Below are 19,461 nucleotides of genomic sequence, written 5' to 3' on the forward strand. Positions count from 1 at the left end.
CGTTCTGCTCGACCTGATCCGGAGAGTGGCGCATCGCAGTTAGCATCGGTCAGCATGGAGATCTCCTCGGCGATCGGCAGTCGCCTCCGTCGATCGGGGATCTCCGATGTCCGAGACGACAGCACCACCCGCGCGATGTACTCGTCCGACGCATCGCTGTATCGGGTGCCGCCGCAGGTCGTGGTGCGGCCGCGAAGCATCGACGAGGTGGCCGCGACCCTCGACGTGTGCCGCAGTGAAGGAGTGCCGCTCACCTCGCGCGGCGCGGGGACCTCACTTGCGGGCAACGCCGTCGGCACCGGGGTGGTGCTCGACTTCTCCCGGCACCTGGGACGCGTGCTCGAGATCAATCCCGAGCAGCGCACCGCCCGCGTGCAACCGGGCGTGGTGCAGGCCGCCGTGCAGCGCGCCGCGGCACCGCACGGCCTTCGATTCGGACCGGACCCGTCGACCCACAACCGCTGCACGATCGGCGGCATGATCGGCAACAACGCGTGCGGTGCGCGTGCGCTCGGCTATGGCCGCACCTCCGACAACGTCGTCGGCATCGAGGTCCTCACCGGAACCGGGCATCCGCTCTCGCTACCCGGCGGTGATCCGATGCTCGAGCCGCTCCGCGACCTCGTCGCCGCGAACCTCGCGACGATCCGCACCGAGTTCGGCCGCTTCGGCCGGCAGGTGTCCGGATACGGCCTCGAACATCTACTCCCCGAAAACCGCTTCGACGTGCGCAAACTGTTCGTCGGTAGCGAAGGCACCCTCGGCGTGCTCACCGAGGCGACCATCCGGCTCGTTGCCGATTCGCCGGTGCGCACCATGGTGGTCCTCGGCTACCCCGACATCGTCGCCGCCGGAAACGCCGCCCACACGCTGCTCCATTTCAGCCCGACTGCCTGCGAGGGCCTCGATTCGCGCATCGTCGACATCGTCCGCACCCGCCGCGGGCCGGGCGCGGTGCCGCCGCTGCCGCGGGGCGCGGCGTGGCTGTTCGTCGAACTCGTCGGCGACGACTACGTCGAGGTGCACGACCGCGCCGTGTCGATGGTCGACGTCTCCGGAGCGATCGACGCCCTGCACATCGACGATCAGGCACGCGCCGCGGCGCTGTGGCGAATCAGGGAAGACGGGTCGGGGTTGTCGGCGCGCAGTCCGCGAGGGCTTCCTGCGCACGCCGGGTGGGAGGACGCCGCGGTCCCCCCGGAGCGCATGGGCGACTACCTGCGCGATTTCGAGCAGCTCACCGACAGCTACGGCATCACCGGCTACCCGTACGGGCACTTCGCCGACGGCTGCATCCACATCAGGCTCGACGTGCCACTCGAGATGCCCGGACTTTTCCGCGAATTCCTTTTCGCTGCAGGACGATTGGTGGCATCCTACGGTGGTTCGATGTCCGGGGAACACGGCGACGGACGGGCCCGCAGCGAACTGCTACCGCTGATGTACTCAGCCGACGCGCTACGCCTGTTCGGGGCGGTCAAGTCGGTGTTCGATCCCGAGAACCTCCTCAACCCCGGCGTCCTCGTCGATCCCAGGCCCGTCGACGCCGACCTGCGCGTCACCGCGGCGCCCGCACTCCGCGCGGGTCTCGCGTTCCGATACCGCGAGGACGGCGGCAACTTCACCCAGGCCGTGCACCGCTGCACCGGCGTCGGGAAGTGTCGCGCCGACACCACCGCCGTCGGCGGGGTGATGTGCCCGTCGTATCTCGCCACCCGCGAGGAGAAGGACTCCACCCGCGGCCGGGCCCGTGCCCTGCAGGAAATGCTGAACGGGTCGCTGGTCACCGACGGTTGGTCGTCGCCGGAGGTGCACGAGACCCTCGACCTGTGCCTGTCCTGCAAGGGCTGCGCGTCGGATTGCCCCACCGGTGTCGACATGGCGACGTGGAAGTCGGAGGTACTGCACCAGACCTATCGCGGAAAGCGGCGCCCGATCAGTCACTACACCCTCGGTCGGCTACCACAGTGGGCGGCGCTCGCCTCCCGAATGCCGAAGGCCGCCAATGCGATCACGAAACTTCCCGGTGTAGCATCCGTCGGACTGCGGCTCGGAGGGATGGACAAGCGCCGAAACGTGCCCGCCTTCGCGCCCCGCACCTTCCGCCGATGGCTCGCCGACACCGCCGGACAACGTTCCCGCACAGGCGAACCCGTGCTGCTGTTCGTCGACACCTTCACCGACTATTTCACACCCGAGGTCGGTGTGGCGGCAGTGGAAGTGCTCGAAGCCGCGGGCTATCGCATCCGCGTGACCGAGAAGCAACAGTGCTGCGCGCTGACCTGGATCACTACTGGGCAGCTCGACGACGCGCGAAAAATTCTGGGCCGCACCGTCACCGAACTGTTCCGAGCCGGGACTCCGATTGTCGGAATCGAGCCGTCGTGCACGGCGGTATTACGTTCCGACACCGTCGAACTGCTCGGATCCGAGCCGGCGAGAGTCGTGGCCGAGTCCACACGCACGCTCGCCGAACTGCTCGGCGACTGGGAACCACCATCGCTGGCCGGTACCACCGTCGTCGCCCAGCCGCACTGCCACCACCACGCGATCATGGGGTGGGAGGCCGACGCTGCGCTCCTGAAACGCGCGGGCGCGGAGGTGAACCGGCTCGGCGGTTGTTGCGGCCTCGCCGGCAACTTCGGGGTCGAGCGCGGCCACTACGACGTGTCGGTCGCGGTCGCCAACAATCAACTCGTCCCCGCCGTCGAATCCGCCTCCGCAGACACCGTGGTGCTCGCCGACGGCTACTCGTGCCGAACCCAGCTCGGTGACCTCACCGATCGCCGAGGCACTCACCTGGCGGAGTTGCTGGCGTCGCGGTTGTCGTAGGACTGGCGGGGCCGAACTACCAGGCCTGACGTGTTCGGCATGTGGTCTTCTGCCGCAGAACGCATGCAATTATGGAGATCCATGGAGAGGTATGGGAAAAATTCCATACGTGCCAATAAGTGGCCATATTTGTCCATATCGATCCCTCGCTGAACCCCGAAGCCACCGAGTGAGGATGACGTTGTGGGCCGGCCCCACAGGTCGAGGGCGTTCACCATCCGCGGCGTCGTCCCTTGCTTCGTTTGTCGTTGACCGGGCGTGGTCCGAGTTCGTAGGGGATTTTCAGGATGCGGCGGGTTTTGGCGTCGATGTCGCAGTTTCCGGAGGCGATGGAGTGGAGGATGCCGTTGTAGACGAGGTCCCACAGGTCGGGGTTGCCTTGGATCTGGCTGATTTTGAAGGAGTGGATTTCGTTGCCGTGGGCGTCTTTCAGTCGTAGGACGCGGTTGGTGCCGTCGGCGGAGAAGCGGATGCGGGTGAGGTGGTAGGTGTCGACCCAGCTGCTGCGCCATTGCACCCAGGTGGCACCGGCGGCGGTCCAGGTGTTCTGTGTGGCACGAAACATCATCCAGGGGAAAATAATCAGCAGGCCCCATGCCCACCATTCGTGCACCCAGTCGAAACCCCATGCCTTCACTGTTCCGAATGTGGCGAGTATTCCAGCGGTCAACGCGGCAACGGCGTATTGCGTGCGTAAGGTCGGTTGGCTCCATTCGAGCATTGGTCCGAGGTTGTCGGGCGGTGGTTCGGGGAGGTTCCGCGGTTCACGGTCAGTCGGTGTGTGTTCGGTTCCCCGATGGATGCGTGGTGCGCGGGGCGGACGAGATTCGCCGGTGGCAGGGTCGGGGATCGGCGGTAGGTCGAGGGCGTTCACCATCCGCGACGTCGTCCTTTGCTGCGTTTGTCGTTGACCGGGCGTGGTCCGAGTTCGTAGGGGATTTTCAGGATGCGGCGGGTTTTGGCATCGATGTCGCAGTTTCCTGATGCGATGGAGTGGAGGATGCCGTTGTAGACGAGGTCCCACAGGTCGGGGTTGCCTTGGATCTGGCTGATTTTGAAGGAGTGGATTTCGTTGCCGTGGGCGTCTTTCAGTCGTAGGACGCGGTTGGTGCCGTCGGCGGAGAAGCGGATGCGGGTGAGGTGGTAGGTGTCGACCCAGCTGCTGCGCCATTGCACCCAGGTGGCTCCCGCTGCGGTCCAGTGGTTCTGTGTAGCGCGGAACATGACCCAGGCGCCGGCGAGCGTGATCGCCCAATACCACCACCAACCGACCCATTCGAATCCGGCTTGTACCGAAATAAGAGCGATGGAAAGGCTTGCCATCATCGCTGCGGCGAAGCACTGGTCGCGCAATGTGGGCTGGTTCCATTCGAGCATCGGCCCGAACTGTTCGGGCGGTGGTGTTGGGCGGTTTCGAGGGGCTCGGTCCATCGGTGTGTGTTCGGTTCCCCGATGGATACGCGGTGCGCGTGGCGGTCGAGGTTCGCCGGTGGCCGGGGCAGGAGTTGGCGGTAGGCCGGGTGCGTGCATCGTTTTCCTCAGAACAGGTTTCCGACCCAGCGTGTCGCTGAGCCGGCGGCACCGGAGATGTCATCCCAGTGTTCGATCACTTCGCCGACGCCGAACGCGACACCAACACCGGCGCCGACAGCGAGCAGTGTGACTGGGCCGCCAGCAGCACTGGCGAGGATCAATTCGGTCGCAACAGTTCCCGCGACAAACCCGCCGACGTCCTTTGCAACGGCCTTCACTGCGTCGCCGGTGGTCTCGGCGTTGTACACGTCGTACCCGGTTTGGCCGATGGTCAAAACGAGACCGGCCACAGGTATCTTGGATCCGACTTTGGAGAGCGTCGATCCGTCCGGTAGATAGTCGCCGACGTTGCGGCCGAGCAACTGGACTGCACGGTTGTCACCGAGCCCAGCGAGCAGCCGGGAGTTCTCCGCAGCGAATCGTGCTGCGTCGTCGGCTCCACCTTGGAAGGTCCGAACAGCTCTGGCTGCGGTGGCTTCCGGGTACGGGTCGCCCAGCCGGGCTGCTTCCGCGGCGAGTTCGTGGAGCCGGGCCAGATTCGCCCCTCGACTATCGGCGACAGGGCCCCATTTTGCCACCTCGGCAAATGCGGTCCCGACGTATCCGGTGACTGTGAACGCGGCCAGCCAACCCCACTGGGACTCCGCGTCCTTCAGGATCGTCGTTGGCCCGCGCAGTGCTTGCGCGAACGTGCTGTGCGCTGCGACCTCGATCCCTCGACCTTCCGCGACGAGGCCCGCCGCAGCTTCGTAGGCCACAACCTGCTTTGCTCGAAAAATTTGGGGCGCAACGTCGTACGAGTTCGGATCGACCTCGATCGGATCGCCGATCCCGGTACCGAACTCCACGGGAATCCCTGCTTCCGACGCTGCGGTCTCGGCCTGCGACATTCGTGCTCGGGCGGTGACGAGCTCATCGGCGAATGCACGCAGGGCAGCGGCAACCACGTCGATCTGGTCTGCGGCCTCGGTGGTTCCGGCGATGATGCGGTCGAGCGTTGTCCGGAACTCATCGCCTGCCGTGCTTTTGAACTCGTACTCGGACTCTGCGCGGCCGTCGCGTGCCGACTTCAGCTTATCGTTCACACCGGTTGCGAGGGTGGCGAGCGAATCCGCGCACGCGTAGCACGAGGCGGGGTCGCCGAAGATATGGGTGTCGAGGCTCATTGTTCACCGGCCTTCGCGACTTCCTGCGCGTTGTGATCATCGGTTTCCTGGTAGGCGCGCAGACTGTCCTGGGTGATGTCCGCTGAATTGGCCAGCGACCGGACCGCCACGTCCAACGCGGATGCGATCGATCCGAGAGTGTCTACGAGCAGGACGGTGGATGCACCGGCATCGGGTATATCGGCGGCGTCGGATCCGAGGTCGTTGATCCCGATCGCTCCGGTCGCCAGACGGCGCGCGACGGCGTTGAGGTCTCCGATTTCGATGCTCACCGGGTTCCTGCTCGTCCGATCGGATTCTGCAGCCGGCTTCGAGACCGACCGTATTCATCCTCGGCTGCAGGTGGTGGTGGCGGTGGTGGCTGTGCGGCGTCGAGCAGGACCAGGTCGTATCCGGTGGCGCGGTGGATTTCCTGAAGTCCGGTGCGGTCGACACCCATCCATGCTTGTCGCGGTCCGCAGCAACGAATCAGTTCCTGCAGTGACGTGTAGGCGGGCAGCGCCAGCCGGCCGTCGGGCAGAGTACGCATCTCCAGGCGAATCTGCCCCGACCCGTCGCGGCGCCTGGTCGGCACGTACAGAATTTCACTCATCGAATCCCCCCGATCCTGTCGCACCCCCGTACGACTCGCCGCGACCTTACCGCAGCGGCGATGAGTTTCAGCGCGGCGCCGGGTCGGTATCGGTGACATCAGCGCATCGAATCCAGGAGATCATCATGACCACCCATTCCGCCACCGACCGCGACACTCGCACCCACGCCGAAACGCCCGGTCGGGGCGCGCACATCGCCGGCCTGATCGTGAGCGGCCTCGTCGTCCTGTTCCTGCTCTTCGACTCCGTCATTCACATCATGAACACCTCGCAGGTGCAGGAAGCCATGGCCGACCTCGGCTTCGATCCGAGCCTGAACAGGGTGTTCGGCATCGTGCTGCTCATCTGCCTAGTGCTCTACGTCGTGCCGACGACAGCGATCCTCGGCGCCGTGCTGCTCACCGGATACCTCGGCGGAGCAGTGGCGACCAACCTGCTGACCGAGCAGCCGATCGTCAGCACCACGCTGTTCCCGATCTACACCGGGATCTTCGTGTGGGGAGGATTGTGGCTGCGCGACAACGGAGTTCGGAACATCATGCCCCTTCGGCGCGCGTGACCACCGCGAACGGCCCCACCTCTGTGATCGTGAAACGCGGATCGTCGAACAGGTTCTCGGGGAAGGTGACCGTGTATCGGCGAACGTTCGGGTCGTTCGGATAGACATCCTCGGCCAAGCGAAGCGTGTAGCCCTCGGCGCCCTGTCGGAAGACGACGGCGTCGGGGGCTCGCCACTGCAGCGAATCCCATGCGGCGAGTAGGTCGTCGGTGGATTCGAGCTCCGACCACTCCTCGATCGCCGCTGCACGACCCGCAAAGTCCGCGAGTGGATTCGCGTAGTGCGACGTCAACGCCTGGAAACCGAAATAGGGGTAGTACGCGAGGAGTGCGGTGTCGGCGGTGAGGACCACGTGGTCGTCGCGCTCACCACCGAGCTGCGAGCGCAACGTCTCGTCGATCTCCGCGTAGTACGACGCAGCACCCGGCGGGCGCTGGTCGGCGCGCTCACCGTTGCCGTCGGTGTCGGTGTAGGCGACGGTGATCTCGTTTGCGAGGACCTGCGGAATGCTCTGGGCGAATGCCAGCGCACCGAGTGCACCCACTGCGACGAGCACACGCCGCACATTCGGATTGTCACTGGAGGCGAGGCTGATCCACCGCGAGAAGTCGACGAATGCGAACGCACCCGCTGTACCGAGCAACACCAGCAGGATCACCTCGAGCCGGAACGCGAGCAACGTGTTGCCCATCGCGGTGAAGGCCATAGATGCCAGGAACCACAGATACACCGACACGACGCCGAGCCCGAGCGCTTGCGCGCGCCGCGACGACGTTGCCCGCCCGATCAGCCACACACTGGCCAGCAGGCACAGCAACCCGATCAGCGACAGGTGGAACATCGGCAGCGGCAGGCTCGCTCCCGTGTCGGGCAGATAGTGCGTCGCGGAACCTGATCCGGCGGTCGAGCCACCCCCGAGCACCTCGAGCAGGAACGGTGCCCACACGATCAGTGCGACGATCGCCGCGATCGCCGCGATCGTGACGAACCGCACCAGCACCGGCGCAGCATCGCGCCACGTCCCTCCGGCCCGCTTCGCGAGCAACGCCGCGGCCACCGCCATCACCGTCACCGCGAACGCGGCCAGGCCCAGGTACAGCGTGTAGAACGTCGCGGCGACTCCCAGGAACAGGCCGGTACCCACGACGGCTCCCCACCCCTGTCGTGTGCCGCTACCCGCGGGGTTGAGGGCGCCCCAGGCCAACACCAGCGCCGGCGCGATGAGCAGTGCGATCACCGCGCCGTACGGCTCCGGCGACCCGTACGCCAGCACGATCACCGCCGACGCCGTCGCCACCAGCACCGCGAGGTCCGATCGGACGAGTTCCGACCACAGCACCAGCGCCACGACCGCCGCGACCGCGAGTGAAGCGATGGCGTACGGCTTGAAGGCCTCCCAGCCGTCCATCCCCAGCAGGTTCGCGACACGACCACCGACCCAGAACCATCCGGCCGGGTAGAACGGCGGCATGTCGGCGTAGTTCATGTCGCGCAGCGCGGCGCTGTCGGTCAGTCGCGTGAGGAACTGGGTGCGGAACTCCTGGTCCACGGAGATTCCGTGCAGATACAGCTTGGTCGCCGCCAACGGCATACCGAGTGTCGCCGTGACCAGACCCGACAGCGCCGCCCACGACAGCACCCGCGCGCCCGTCACCCACTTGCGTCGACGCAGCAGGTAGATCGAACATCCGAGCGCAGCCAGTGCGACGAACTGCATGACCGTCGTGACGGCCTGCGTGACGTTCGACGAGTTGAAGGCCGGCCACTGAACCCGCGCGAATGCGAACAGCCCCACCCCCGAAACGACGATCGCGACGACCACGGCCGCAACCATGCGACCAGCGGTCGTCGCGATCTTCCGAAACGGAGCGACGGGGATGGCGGTGGAACTCGCGGCGACTGTCACGGGACCCGAGCCTAGTGAAGCTGCGCGCTCCGGTTGTGAAGCCGGTGCCGTCAGATCGGAAGCTTGCGGAAGATGGCGCGCGGGATGTGCCGCAGCACGATCATCACGAACCGGAACGGGCCCGGTGCCCACACGATTTCCTTGCCCTTGTCGGACGCGGCAACCGCGAGCGCGGCGACATCTTCCTTGTTCACCGTCAGCGGCGCTTCGTCGACGTGCGCGCTGAACTTGGTGCGCACCTGGCCGGGCCGGACCACGGTCACGCGCGGCCCGAACGGACGCAGCGCCTCACCGAGACCCAGGTAGAAGCCGTCGAGGCCGGCCTTGGACGAGCCGTACATGAAGTTGGCGCGCTTGACGCGCTCACCCGCGACGGACGACATCGCGATGATCCGGCCGAATCCCTGCGCCTTCATCTTCTCGCCGATGAGCACACCGACGGACACCGACGCCGTGTAGTTCACGTTCGCGACCCGAACTGCCTTGACCTGGTTCTGCCACAGTTCTTCGGAGTCACCGTCGAGGCCGAAGGCGACGATCGCGACGTCCACATCGCCACCCTGCCAGGCTTCGTCGATGACCTTCGGATGACTTGCGGTGTCGAGCGCGTCGAAGTCGACGACGTCGACCTTCGTCGCACCCGCGGCGGTCACCTGGGCGACGGACGCGTCGCGCAGCGGGTCGCCGGGCAGCGTCGCGAGGATGACGCGGGCGGGTGCCTTGCGCAGGTACTCCTCGACGATCGTCAGGCCGATCTCGGAGGTGCCACCGAGAAGCAGCAGGGTCTGGGGGTTACCGACGGCGTTGATCATCAGTGGAGTTCCAACCTTCTGGACATATCGGAGGCGAAGACGTTGGTGGGGTCGACCGTGCGGCGCACCTTGAGCCACTCGTCGATCCGCGGATACATCGAATGGAAGGTCTCCGCGTCGGTCCGCGAATCCTTCGCCGTGTAGAGGCGACCGCCGAATTCGAGGACGCGCTTGTCGAGTTCGCGCACGAACTCGTTGAGCCCCGGCTTGATCGCGAAGTCGACGCAGATGTTCCAGCCGGGAATCGGGAAACTCAAGGGTGCTTTGTTGCCTTCACCGAACAGCTTGAAGACGTTGAGGAACGAGTAGTGCCCCGACTTCTGGATGTCGATGATGATCTTCTTGAATTCCTCGACGGCCTCGGGTGGCACCACGAACTGGTACTGGAGGAAGCCGTTGGAACCGTAGGCGCGGTTCCACTCGCCGAGCATGTCCAGCGGGTGGTAGAACTGCGTGAGATTCTGGGTCTTTCCTCGGTACGTCGCCGACTTGCGATACCACAGCTCGGTCATCGGCCCGAAGGTGTACTTGTTCGCGAGCCCGTTGGGGAGCATGTTCGGCACCGTCAGCAACTGTGGTGCATCGAACTTCAGCGGGTTCTTCTGAAGCTTCGAGGGCAACTGGTCGAGCGTTGCCAGTGAGCCGCGGGAGATTGCGGCGCGGCCAAGTTTCGGCGGGGCGGAGATCGCATCGAACCACGCCGACGAGTACGTGTAGTTGCTCTCGGTGCCGTCACTGTGGAACGCGATGGTTTCGTCGAGGCCGCTGGTGACGTCGCCGTCGGCGATGAAGTACGCCGTTTCGGTGGGCGTCATCTCGATGGTCGCGCGCAGGATGATGCCGGTCAGACCCATACCGCCGACGGTCGCCCAGAACAGCTTGGCGTTGCGCCCGGTGGGCGTGCAGGTGCGGACTTGACCGTCTGCGGTGAGCAGGTCGATCGAACGCACGTGGTTGCCGAAGCTGCCCGCGCTGTGGTGGTTCTTGCCGTGGATGTCGGACCCGATGGCACCGCCGATCGTGACCTGGCGTGTGCCGGGCAGGACGGGAACCCACAGGCCCAGCGGCAGCGCGGCGCGCATCAGCTGATCGAGATCGACGCCGCCGTCCACCACGACGCGACAGGTGGCGCGGTCGATGCTGTGGATCTTGTTCAGCGCCGTCATGTCGACGACGAGCCCACCTGCGTTCTGTGCGGGGTCGCCGTAGGAACGGCCGAGGCCGCGCGCGATGACACCGCGACGTAGATGTGTCGGCTTCGACTCGTTCTGCTCTGCGACCTGCGCGACGGCCTTCGCGATCAGTTCGACGTCGGGTGTGGAGAGCACCTCTGCGGTGGTCGGCGCGGTGCGCCCCCATCCGGTCAGGGTGCGTGTCTGGGTGGTGAGAGGCTCGCTCGCCTGCTCTTCAGCTGTCGTAGACATCGGGGTAGAGGCTACCCGCGTTTGCTCACTACCCGGCAAGATGCCGTAGGTCACTCGTCGTATTTTGGTGAGAATCTCCATGTTGTGGCGGTGCGGGTTGTGCCGGGACGGGCGCTACCCTCGACTCCGTGCCCGAACCCCACGACCATCTGCAGCCGCTGCCGGAACATCACGCTCCGCTCGCTCCCGAGTTGCCGCTGACCGACTCGACCGCTGACGACGCGCTCGACCTCAAGACGCAGTTGGTGCGGTTCGTGCTCACCGGTGGACTGTCGGCGATCGTCGACTACGGCCTGTACGTGCTGCTCATGGCGCTGGGCGTCACGCGCGACGCGGCGAAGGCCGTCTCCTTCGTCGCGGGCACCACCACCGCCTACCTCATCAACCGGCGCTGGACTTTCAAGGCCGAGCCGAGCCGTGTGCGCTTCGTCGCTGTCGTGATCCTGTACGCGGTGACCTTCGCCGCTCAGGTCGGTATAAACAGGGTGCTCAACGAGTCGCTGGCCGAGGCGTGGTGGGTCACCCCGTTCGCCTTCGTCGTAGCCCAGGGCGTGGCGACGGTCATCAACTTCGTCGTGCAAAGGGTCGTGATCTTCCGGATCCGCTGAACTTCGGTGGGTTTTTGCCCGCTCAGTGGGCACAATCCCACCAAGATCTCAGGCACGGCGGATCAGAGCGTGTTCGATCTGCCTGAGCACACCCTCTGGATCGTCGTTCAGTGCGTGCCATGTAAAGCGTAAGACGTGCCAGCCCGCGTTGACGAGGACGTTCTGGCGCTCGGCGTCCATCCGGAAGCGGTTGGAGTCGCGGTGCCAGGCCCAGCCGTCGATTTCGATAGCGACACGTTCCGCCTCGAATGCCACGTCGAGCTCGTAGCCGCAACTCCGGACGTGTGCGCGCCACCCGATCAGGCCCGCAGCCCGCAGGAGGCGGTGGAGGATCCGTTCGGCTTCCGAGTGCCCGCCGTCGCCGGCAGAGCACAGCAGTCGCGCTGCCGCACGTGCGCCGTGACGCCGCGAGTTTCTGCGATGGGCGCGCTCGAGTCGGGGGAGTGACGTATGCCGTTGTAGTGCGCGGTCCATGAGCACGGACCCGTTGGGCATTTCGACGGAGGCTTCGAGGACGGTCAATTCCAGGGCAGTGACGGGGAGGTTTCGCACCACCACAGTGTCTTTCCACGGCAGATCACGGCGGCGGATGCAGATACTGTGGTGGCGAGGACGCGTCCGATGGTGAGGGACGGTCACATAGTGTCGTGTCGGTGGTTCGTCGAGGAGACCGTGCCACCACGCAGCGCTCGGCCCCCAGGCGACTGCGTCGAACCCGGCTCCGTACACCGCTGCGCGTAGCAGAACCGAGGGAGTTTCTTCCCTATCGGCGCGCATATAGACACCCGGAGCGAGCGTGCACCACTCGCCGGACTGGACGTGTCGGGCTACGGCAGACGAACTCATGCCGCTTTCGAGGGCCTGAACGCGAGTGACGACGCCGTCCTGACGAGACATGATCGAGTGGATTACTTTGCGGCTCATACCTTGTTCGACGCAGTGGCGCACCGAACGGTTCCTGCAGTACATAGTTTTGGTGGGTTTTTGCCCGCTCAGTGGGCACAATCCCACCAAGGTGTTACAGATGTGGGAGACGCCCCGCAGCACGCGCTTCGGCGAGCGTCGGTGCGACACGGTCCTTCGCCGACAACTCGTACTCGAGCCGGCGACCGCCGTGTCCGACGGTCGGCCACTCGATCCCGATCGCCGGATCCAGCGGGTGAACCTCGTGCTCACGCGCCGGGTCGTAACCCGTCGAGCACAGGTACATCACCGTCGAATGGTCCTCCAACGCCAGGAACCCGTGCCCCAACCCTTCGGACAGGAAGATCGCACGACGATCGACAGTGTCGAGCAACACCGAATCCCACTGCCCGAACGTCGGCGACCCCACCCGCAGATCGACGACGACATCCAGCACCGACCCCGACGCGCACGTCACGTACTTCGCCTGCCCCGGCGGCACGTCCGCATAATGGATTCCGCGCAGTACTCCCGCCGCCGACACCGAGCAATTGGCCTGGGCGAGATCGAGTTCCCGGCCCGTCTCCTCGGCGAACGTGGCCTGCTTGAACCATTCGAGGAACACGCCCCGGTCGTCACCGAACTGCTTCGGCGTGATCTCCCACGCGCCCGCGATCTTCAGTTCGCGATAATCCATCTGGTTCAGAGGTCCTTTCCCTGCGCGAGAAGATCCAGCAGATACGTGCCGTAACCCGACTTCACCAGCGGATGTGCCAGAGCAGCGAGCTCGTCGTCGGTGATGAACCCGCGTCGCCACGCAACTTCCTCGGGCACACCGATCTTCAAACCCTGCCGCTGTTCGATGGTGCGCACGAAATTCGACGCATCGAGCAGGGAATCGAACGTGCCGGTATCGAGCCATGCGGTCCCGCGAGGCAGTACCTCGACCTGGAGTCGGCCCGCCTCGAGGTATGCGCGATTGACGTCGGTGATCTCGTATTCACCACGCGCGGAAGGCTTCAGCGACCGAGCGATCTCAACGACATCGTTGTCGTAGAAGTACAGGCCCGGCACCGCGTAGTGGGACTTCGGGTCGACGGGCTTCTCCTCCAGCGACAGCGCGCGACCGCCGGAATCGAACTCGATCACACCGTAGGCCGACGGATCCGAAACCCGGTAGGCGAACACCGCTCCGCCGTCGATCTCGGAGAATCGCTCGAGCTGCGTACCGAGCCGGGGGCCGTAGAAGATGTTGTCGCCCAGCACCAGCGCGACACGTTCGGTGCCGATGTGGTCGGCGCCCAGGACGAATGCCTGTGCGAGCCCGTCGGGCTGTTCCTGGACGGTGTAGGTGATCTCGATTCCGAACTGCGATCCGTCGCCGAGAAGATGCCGGAACTGGTCGGCGTCGTGCGGGGTGGTGATCAGGAGAATGTCGCGGATTCCGGCGAGCATCAGCGTCGAGAGGGGGTAGTAGATCATCGGCCCGTCGTAGACGGGAGTCAGTTGCTTGCTGATGCCCAAGGTGATGGGGTGCAGCCGCGAACCGGTCCCGCCGGCCAGGATGATTCCGCGCATGCCGGTCAGTGTCCCATGGGTAGGGTTGGCGCCATGAAGATGCTCGTCACCGGGGGTGCCGGATTCATCGGCGCGAACTTCGTCCACCAGACCGTCGCCGACCGCCCCGACGTGGCCGTCACCGTCCTCGACAAGCTCACCTACGCCGGCAACATCGATTCCCTCGACCCGGTGAAGAACAAGATCACCTTCATCCGCGGCGACGTCGCCGACGCAGACCTCGTCGACGGGCTCGTCGCCGACACCGACCTCGTGGTGCACTTCGCCGCCGAATCCCACAACGACAACTCCCTGCACGACCCGTCGCCGTTCGTGCACACCAACCTCATCGGCACATTCGCGCTGCTCGAAGCTGTCCGCAAGTACGACGTGCGATACCACCACATCTCCACCGACGAGGTGTACGGCGACCTCCCGCTCGACGACCCGGCGAAGTTCACCGAGTCCACCGCCTACAACCCGTCGAGCCCGTACTCGTCGACCAAAGCGGGCTCCGACCTGCTCGTCCGCGCCTGGGTCCGTTCGTTCGGGGTACGCGCCACGATCTCGAACTGCTCGAACAACTACGGCCCGTACCAGCACGTGGAGAAGTTCATCCCCCGCCAGATCACGAACGTGCTCACCGGAGTGCGGCCCAGGCTGTACGGCAGCGGCACCAATGTGCGCGACTGGATCCACGTCGACGACCACAACCGCGCGGTGTGGACGATCATCGACAAGGGAGTGATCGGCGAGACCTATCTCATAGGTGCCGACGGCGAAACGGACAACCGCACGGTCGTCGAGACCGTTCTCGAGCTGTGCGGCAAGGACCCGGGCGAGTTCGATTTCGTCACCGACCGGCCGGGTCACGACCTGCGCTACGCGATCGACGCGACCCGGTTGAAGACCGAACTCGGCTGGCAGCCGGTCTACCAGGATTTCCGCTCCGGCCTGCACGCGACCATCGCCTGGTACCGCGCGAACGAGGCGTGGTGGCGGCCTTCCAAGGACGCGACCGAAGCCGCCTACGGTCGAACCGAGCGCACCCTCGAATCCTGAGCGCAGGCCTCCTAATGGGCAAACAACGCATATTTCGTGATCGTCACCAATCGGTCGCAACTCTCACGTGACGGGCGGGCCGCGGTGTTCTCGCTGCTAATGTCGCATCCGGACCAACAGGATCGACGAGATCGGGGAGTTACTCGATGGAGCAGGCACCTGCCGGCGACACGACAACAGACGGAAGCAATGTCGACGCGCTGGAGGATGCTCTCGTCGAGCCCACACGCCGCGACCGGCTGATCGTCCAACGCGGACTGTTCGGGTCCCTCTCGTCGCGTGTACCCGAGAAGATGTACGTGGTCACCAAGGGCGACGCCGCCGCCGACCGGCACGGACTTCAGCTCGCCGAGGGCGCGACCGCTCACACCAACACCTACTTCGGAAGGTTCGCCGCGAGCTTCTGGCAGCGCTGGACCGCCGTGAAGACGGTGAATCTTCAGCTCACCTACGCCTCGTCGGGCAGCGCGACCTTCACGGTGTGGGCATCCGATGCCCGCGGTCGCGAGCGCGTCGTCACCGTCGAGAAGGTATCGGGTTCGGACGACCTCGATCTCGAGCTTCCCATCGAGCGGTTCGTCGACGGTGGCGCGATGTGGTTCTCCGTGGAGTCCGACAACGGCTCGTTGCTCATCTCCGATGCCCGCTGGACGGTCGCCGCTCCCGAGCACCTACGACCGGCCGCGGTCGTCATCTGCACGTTCAACCGCGCCGACGACTGCACCATCACGGTCGACACCCTCGCCTCCGACGACGATGCGATGGCCGACATCGATGCGGTGGTCATCGTCGACCAGGGCACCGACCAGGTGCGTTCGCGTCCCGCGTTCGCCGAGGTCGAGGAGAAGCTCGGCAAGAAGCTGATCTACCTCACGCAGCCGAACCTGGGTGGCGCGGGCGGATTCTCCCGCGGAATGTACGAGATCACCGGCTCACCCAACTCGGCGCACGCCAACGTGATCGTCATGGACGACGACATCCTGTGCGAGCCGGAATCCGTACTGCGGCTCAACGCCTTCGCGAACATGACGGTGGAGCCCACGATCGTCGGCGCGCAGATGCTGTCGCTGAGCAACCCGCAGATGCTGCACGTCGGTGCCGAGCGAGAGGTGCTCGACGAGATCACCGCCGGCGAGCTCACCCCGGGCGCGAAGATGGGCATCGACCTCGTCAAGAAGAAGCAGGATGCCCGCTTCGACGCCGGCTGGAACGGCTGGTGGACGTGCCTGCTGCCCGCCGAGATCATCGCCGAGTGCGGTCTGCCGATTCCACTGTTCTTCCAGTGGGACGACATCGAGTACGGGATTCGCGCCCGCTTCGCCGGGCATCCGACGGTCACGCTGCCCAATGCGGGTGTGTGGCACGCCGACTTCCACCTCAAGGACTACGACGACTGGGCGCGATATTTCAGTATCCGCAACGGTCTCGTCGTGTCCGCGCTGTACGGGCGGTTCGACGGCAACGACATCTCGAAGTACCTGTTCCGCAAGATCAGCGAGCTGATCGTGTCGATGCAGTACGGGCTGGCCGCCACTTTCATCAAGGCCGCCGAGGACTTCCTCGCCGGGCCGGACTTCCTCTACGACGGCGGTCAGACGGTGCTGCGCGAACTGCGCGAGTTGCGCGACCGCTACCCCGAGACGAAGCCGCTCCCCGCGTCGCAGGTGGGCAAGGAATCGGATCCGCACACCCAGATGAAGGTGTGGGAGTTCGAGCCCGACAAGAAGCGCGAGAGTCTCGTCCTCGTCAAGCGGGCGGTGCAGCAGTTCCGGGGCAAGGTCGATCGCAGGCAGGTGACGGTTCCGGCACACTTCGCGAACTGGTGGCACGTGTCGTTGTTCGACACGGCCGTGGTCACCGACGCGTCGCAGAACGCGGTGCGGGTGCGCCGCCGCGACAAGGACACCGCCGTCGAACTCGCGAAGCACGCCGCGAAGGTGTGCTGGCGACTGCGCAAGGAGGCCCCGCAGATGAAGAAGGTGTGGCACGACGCCATGCCCAAGCTGACCAGCCGCGAGAACTGGGCGCGTCTCTATGGCATCGATGAGTAGACAGCACCGATGATCGGACGCCACCGCCGAGTAGACGGCACCGCCGGTCTCTCATGAAAGCATGGCTGCTTCCCCTGATCATCGGGGGAGCAGCCGTGCTCGTAGGTGCGGCCTTTTCGTGGGTGCCGTCGTTCTGGTGGGACGAGGCCGCCACGATCTCTGCGGCCGATCGTTCCGTCGCGGCGCTGTTCGAGCTGCACACACTGCGAGACGCCGTGCACGGGTTGCACAACCTCCTCCTGCACTGGTGGTTCTCTCTCGTCGGCATCAGTGAGTTCACGGCCCGTATCCCGGGTGCGGTGGCGCTCGGCGGCGGTGCGGCCGCCGTCACCGCGACCGGGCAGATCCTTGCCGGGAGGCGAGTCGCGCTCGCGGCGGGAATTCTGTTCATGATCACCCCGCGGGTGACGTGGGCGGCGACCGAAGCGCGTTCCTACGCCTTCGCGATCGCCGGCGTCGCAGTGCTCACTCTGCTGCTGGTGGCTGCGACGACGACGGGCAGGGCGCGATGGTGGGTGCCGTATGCACTGCTGGTGACGGTGTCGACGGTGATGTTCGTGTACTCCGCGACCGTGCTCCTCGCGCACGCGGTGACGGTCCTGGTGCACAAGCGCGACCGGGTGCGGTTCGTCGTCGCCGCAGTGGTGGGGCTCGCATCGGCGGGCCCGTTCGTGGTCCTCGCGGCGTCGCAGGTGCATCAGGTGTCGTGGATTCCGCCGCTCGACGTCACGGTGGTACGCACGATCCTCGTCGACCAGTGGTTCCCGCAGGCGCCGTGGGCGGCAGCGCTGTGCGGGGTGATCGTTGCTGTGGGGGCGGTCGTCGCGGTGCGGAGAGGCGTGACGCCGGGGGATCGGATGCTGCTCTGGGTGGCAGTCCCGGGGTTCACTGTGCCGATGGCGGTGCTGCTGGTGGGTTCACTGGTGTCGCGGAATATGTACCTCGACCGGTACCTGTCGTTCACGGTGCCGGCGATGGCACTGCTGGTCGGCTGGGCACTGGCCCGGATCGCGACCCGTTGGTGGACGATGGTCGTCCTGTTCGTCGCGCTGATTGTGGCTGTGTCCCCGGCGTATGTTGCGCAGCGTCAACCATTCGGCAAAGCCGGTGGGATGGACTACAGCGCTGCGGCAGACCGGCTCATCGAGGTGTCGGAGGCCGGCGACTGCGTGGCGTTCGAACCGGACGTGTCGTGGGCGCCGACGTCACCGCGAGCGGTCATGGATGCGCGACCGGATGCGGTGGACGGTCTCGACGACGTCGGGCTCGAGCTCAGCGCGGTCGAGCGGACCAACCTGTGGTCGAGTGACGCATCGCCGACCGAACTGGCCGAACGCGCCTCCACGCGATGCGAGGTGCTGTGGGTGATCGCCGACCGCGACCGCGATACAGCGTGGAGGTTGTGGCATCCGAACAACGTGTGGTGGCGGTTCGAGCCGTACCGGTTCACCGACACCGCCACGTACCGCGAACTGGACGCGGCGGGCTTCGAGATCACGGGCCGCGAACCGATCCACCGATTGCAGCTGATCCGGTGGGAGCCGGCCCAGACTCTTGTGCCGACTCAGACCCAGTAGGCGACGCGTGCGCGGTAGTTGCGCATCGCCAGCAGGGCGAGCCCCCAGCCGAGCACCGTGATCACCAGGACGATGACCCAGTGGTAGAGCTGCTGGTCGCCGCCGAGCAGCGGGGTGCGGACGATGTCGAGGAAGTGGTAGAGCGGGTTGATCTCGGCGATCTTGGCGCGGCCCTCGTTGCCCGTGCCGACGAGGGTCTGCTCGGTCCAGATGATCGGCGTCATGAAGAACAGCAACTGCACGATACTGCCGAGCAGTGGGGAGATGTCGCGGTAGCGGGTCGAGAGGATGCCGAACACCAGCGACACCCACACCGCGTTGATCGCGATCAACGCCAGTGCCGGAATCGCCGCGATGGCGGTCCATTTCAGCGGCTGCGGAAACACGATGAGGATGCCGACGTAGATGACGATGTTGTGGGCGAACAAGATCATCTGACGCCACACCAGGCGGTACACGTGCACACTCAGCGGCGTCGGCAGCTGTTTGATCAGGCCCTCGTTGGACATGAACACGTCCGCGCCCTCGAGGATGGAACCGCTGATCAGGTTCCAGATGATGAACCCGAGCGCGACGTACGGGAGGAACGTCGGGACGTCGAGGTTGAACAGCGTGCCGTAGAGGATGCCCATCGCGATCGCGGACACACCCGTCGCGATGGTGATCCAGAACGGGCCGAGCACCGAGCGCTTGTACCGCTGCTTGATGTCCTGCCACCCGAGGTGGAACCACAGCTCACGATGCGAGAAACCATCGCGGAGATCCTCGAATGCACGCTTGAACGTGCGGGAGGACGATTCGATCGGCTCGTCATCGACGGTGAGGGCATCAGACACGGGTCCCGAGCCTACCCGCGGCGAAATCGTGCCTGATTCGGT

18 protein-coding genes are annotated in these 19,461 nt (G+C 65.5%); 6 read left to right on the plus strand and 12 right to left on the minus strand.

The genetic code is table 11. The features are described 5' to 3' along the window. Positions 1-54 precede the first annotated feature (54 nt). Positions 55-2,832, plus strand: coding sequence for an FAD-binding and (Fe-S)-binding domain-containing protein (locus ACFWB0_RS05310; protein ID WP_378489389.1), 2,778 nt, complete (start codon positions 55-57; stop codon positions 2,830-2,832). 211 nt (positions 2,833-3,043) lie between these two features. Here the strand turns inward: ACFWB0_RS05310 and ACFWB0_RS05315 are convergent, their stop codons facing one another. The 5 genes from ACFWB0_RS05315 to ACFWB0_RS05335 all read right to left on the minus strand — a co-directional run bounded on the left by ACFWB0_RS05315 (position 3,044) and on the right by ACFWB0_RS05335 (position 6,123). Beyond that, a complete protein-coding gene (locus ACFWB0_RS05315; protein ID WP_378489390.1) occupies positions 3,044-3,553 on the minus strand; it encodes a hypothetical protein in 510 nt (169 codons plus the stop codon). 149 nt (positions 3,554-3,702) lie between these two features. Further along, positions 3,703-4,209 carry a hypothetical protein gene (locus ACFWB0_RS05320; protein WP_378489391.1) on the minus strand — a complete coding sequence of 169 codons (507 nt, stop codon included), beginning with the start codon at positions 4,207-4,209 and terminating at the stop codon, positions 3,703-3,705. Positions 4,210-4,370: 161 nt separating this feature from the next. Further along, on the minus strand, positions 4,371-5,531 hold the full coding sequence (locus tag ACFWB0_RS05325) for a hypothetical protein (protein WP_378489392.1): 1,161 nt from the start codon (positions 5,529-5,531) through the stop codon (positions 4,371-4,373). Then, a complete protein-coding gene (locus tag ACFWB0_RS05330) occupies positions 5,528-5,803 on the minus strand; it encodes a hypothetical protein (RefSeq protein ID WP_378489393.1) in 276 nt (91 codons plus the stop codon). Before ACFWB0_RS05330 ends, ACFWB0_RS05325 begins: the two co-directional genes overlap by 4 nt. Beyond that, positions 5,800-6,123, minus strand: a complete 324-nt coding sequence (locus tag ACFWB0_RS05335) for an SAV_915 family protein (protein ID WP_378489394.1) — start codon at positions 6,121-6,123, stop codon at positions 5,800-5,802. The genes ACFWB0_RS05330 and ACFWB0_RS05335 overlap by 4 nt, the downstream gene beginning before the upstream one ends. A 125-nt stretch (positions 6,124-6,248) precedes the next feature. Between ACFWB0_RS05335 and ACFWB0_RS05340 the strand changes: the two genes are divergently transcribed. Further along, positions 6,249-6,683 (plus strand): DoxX family protein, encoded by a 435-nt coding sequence (locus ACFWB0_RS05340; protein ID WP_378489395.1) that lies wholly within the window; start codon positions 6,249-6,251, stop codon positions 6,681-6,683. On the opposite strand, the gene ACFWB0_RS05345 is transcribed toward ACFWB0_RS05340, so the two are convergent. The 3 genes from ACFWB0_RS05345 to ACFWB0_RS05355 form a co-directional block, all read right to left on the minus strand. After that, a complete protein-coding gene (locus ACFWB0_RS05345; RefSeq protein ID WP_378489459.1) occupies positions 6,661-8,517 on the minus strand; it encodes an arabinofuranosyltransferase in 1,857 nt (618 codons plus the stop codon). The genes ACFWB0_RS05340 and ACFWB0_RS05345 overlap by 23 nt on opposite strands. A 122-nt stretch (positions 8,518-8,639) precedes the next feature. After that, complete coding sequence (locus tag ACFWB0_RS05350; RefSeq protein ID WP_378489396.1) at positions 8,640-9,401, minus strand: decaprenylphospho-beta-D-erythro-pentofuranosid-2-ulose 2-reductase; 762 nt, start codon at positions 9,399-9,401, stop codon at positions 8,640-8,642. Beyond that, positions 9,401-10,825: an FAD-binding protein gene (locus tag ACFWB0_RS05355; protein WP_378489397.1), complete on the minus strand. Its 1,425-nt coding sequence runs from the start codon at positions 10,823-10,825 to the stop codon at positions 9,401-9,403. Before ACFWB0_RS05355 ends, ACFWB0_RS05350 begins: the two co-directional genes overlap by 1 nt. A gap of 128 nt (positions 10,826-10,953) precedes the next feature. On the opposite strand from ACFWB0_RS05355, the gene ACFWB0_RS05360 reads away from it, so the two are divergent. Beyond that, a complete protein-coding gene (locus ACFWB0_RS05360; RefSeq protein ID WP_378489398.1) occupies positions 10,954-11,433 on the plus strand; it encodes a GtrA family protein in 480 nt (159 codons plus the stop codon). Between the two features lie 48 nt (positions 11,434-11,481). On the opposite strand, the gene ACFWB0_RS05365 is transcribed toward ACFWB0_RS05360, so the two are convergent. The 3 genes from ACFWB0_RS05365 to rfbA form a co-directional block, all read right to left on the minus strand. Continuing rightward, positions 11,482-12,357, minus strand: a complete 876-nt coding sequence (locus ACFWB0_RS05365; RefSeq protein ID WP_378489399.1) for a DUF559 domain-containing protein — start codon at positions 12,355-12,357, stop codon at positions 11,482-11,484. A gap of 94 nt (positions 12,358-12,451) precedes the next feature. Further along, positions 12,452-13,033 carry a dTDP-4-dehydrorhamnose 3,5-epimerase family protein gene (locus ACFWB0_RS05370; protein ID WP_378489400.1) on the minus strand — a complete coding sequence of 194 codons (582 nt, stop codon included), beginning with the start codon at positions 13,031-13,033 and terminating at the stop codon, positions 12,452-12,454. 5 nt (positions 13,034-13,038) lie between these two features. Further along, positions 13,039-13,914: a glucose-1-phosphate thymidylyltransferase RfbA gene (gene rfbA / locus ACFWB0_RS05375; protein ID WP_378489401.1), complete on the minus strand. Its 876-nt coding sequence runs from the start codon at positions 13,912-13,914 to the stop codon at positions 13,039-13,041. A 33-nt stretch (positions 13,915-13,947) separates the two neighbouring features. On the opposite strand from rfbA, the gene rfbB reads away from it, so the two are divergent. From rfbB to ACFWB0_RS05390, 3 genes are all read left to right on the plus strand, one after another. After that, positions 13,948-14,955, plus strand: coding sequence for a dTDP-glucose 4,6-dehydratase (gene rfbB, locus ACFWB0_RS05380; protein ID WP_378489402.1), 1,008 nt, complete (start codon positions 13,948-13,950; stop codon positions 14,953-14,955). A gap of 146 nt (positions 14,956-15,101) precedes the next feature. Then, positions 15,102-17,006, plus strand: a complete 1,905-nt coding sequence (locus tag ACFWB0_RS05385) for a glycosyltransferase (RefSeq protein WP_378489403.1) — start codon at positions 15,102-15,104, stop codon at positions 17,004-17,006. 53 nt (positions 17,007-17,059) lie between these two features. Next, the gene (locus tag ACFWB0_RS05390) at positions 17,060-18,583 is read left to right on the plus strand and encodes a mannosyltransferase (RefSeq protein ID WP_378489404.1); all 1,524 of its coding nucleotides are present in this window, start codon (positions 17,060-17,062) and stop codon (positions 18,581-18,583) included. Here the strand turns inward: ACFWB0_RS05390 and ACFWB0_RS05395 are convergent. Further along, a complete protein-coding gene (locus ACFWB0_RS05395; protein WP_378489405.1) occupies positions 18,571-19,419 on the minus strand; it encodes an ABC transporter permease in 849 nt (282 codons plus the stop codon). The genes ACFWB0_RS05390 and ACFWB0_RS05395 overlap by 13 nt on opposite strands. Positions 19,420-19,461: the final 42 nt, after the last annotated feature.

Origin of the sequence: Rhodococcus sp. NPDC060086 (genome assembly GCF_042730275.1) — a bacterium.
GTDB lineage: Bacteria > Actinomycetota > Actinomycetes > Mycobacteriales > Mycobacteriaceae > Rhodococcus.

Excerpts from the sequence above, each read along its gene's own strand:
- ACFWB0_RS05310 (WP_378489389.1), top strand. The coding sequence starts at position 55 with ATGGAGATCTCCTCGGCGATCGGCAGTCGCCTCCGTCGATCGGGGATC.
- ACFWB0_RS05315 (WP_378489390.1), bottom strand. The coding sequence starts at position 3,553 with ATGCTCGAATGGAGCCAACCGACCTTACGCACGCAATACGCCGTTGCC.
- ACFWB0_RS05320 (WP_378489391.1), bottom strand. The coding sequence starts at position 4,209 with ATGCTCGAATGGAACCAGCCCACATTGCGCGACCAGTGCTTCGCCGCA.
- ACFWB0_RS05325 (WP_378489392.1), bottom strand. The coding sequence starts at position 5,531 with ATGAGCCTCGACACCCATATCTTCGGCGACCCCGCCTCGTGCTACGCG.
- ACFWB0_RS05335 (WP_378489394.1), bottom strand. The coding sequence starts at position 6,123 with ATGAGTGAAATTCTGTACGTGCCGACCAGGCGCCGCGACGGGTCGGGG.
- ACFWB0_RS05340 (WP_378489395.1), top strand. The coding sequence starts at position 6,249 with ATGACCACCCATTCCGCCACCGACCGCGACACTCGCACCCACGCCGAA.
- ACFWB0_RS05345 (WP_378489459.1), bottom strand. The coding sequence starts at position 8,517 with ATGGTTGCGGCCGTGGTCGTCGCGATCGTCGTTTCGGGGGTGGGGCTG.
- ACFWB0_RS05350 (WP_378489396.1), bottom strand. The coding sequence starts at position 9,401 with ATGATCAACGCCGTCGGTAACCCCCAGACCCTGCTGCTTCTCGGTGGC.
- ACFWB0_RS05355 (WP_378489397.1), bottom strand. The coding sequence starts at position 10,825 with ATGTCTACGACAGCTGAAGAGCAGGCGAGCGAGCCTCTCACCACCCAG.
- ACFWB0_RS05365 (WP_378489399.1), bottom strand. The coding sequence starts at position 12,357 with ATGAGCCGCAAAGTAATCCACTCGATCATGTCTCGTCAGGACGGCGTC.
- ACFWB0_RS05370 (WP_378489400.1), bottom strand. The coding sequence starts at position 13,033 with ATGGATTATCGCGAACTGAAGATCGCGGGCGCGTGGGAGATCACGCCG.
- rfbA (WP_378489401.1), bottom strand. The coding sequence starts at position 13,914 with ATGCGCGGAATCATCCTGGCCGGCGGGACCGGTTCGCGGCTGCACCCC.
- rfbB (WP_378489402.1), top strand. The coding sequence starts at position 13,948 with ATGAAGATGCTCGTCACCGGGGGTGCCGGATTCATCGGCGCGAACTTC.
- ACFWB0_RS05385 (WP_378489403.1), top strand. The coding sequence starts at position 15,102 with ATGGAGCAGGCACCTGCCGGCGACACGACAACAGACGGAAGCAATGTC.
- ACFWB0_RS05390 (WP_378489404.1), top strand. The coding sequence starts at position 17,060 with ATGAAAGCATGGCTGCTTCCCCTGATCATCGGGGGAGCAGCCGTGCTC.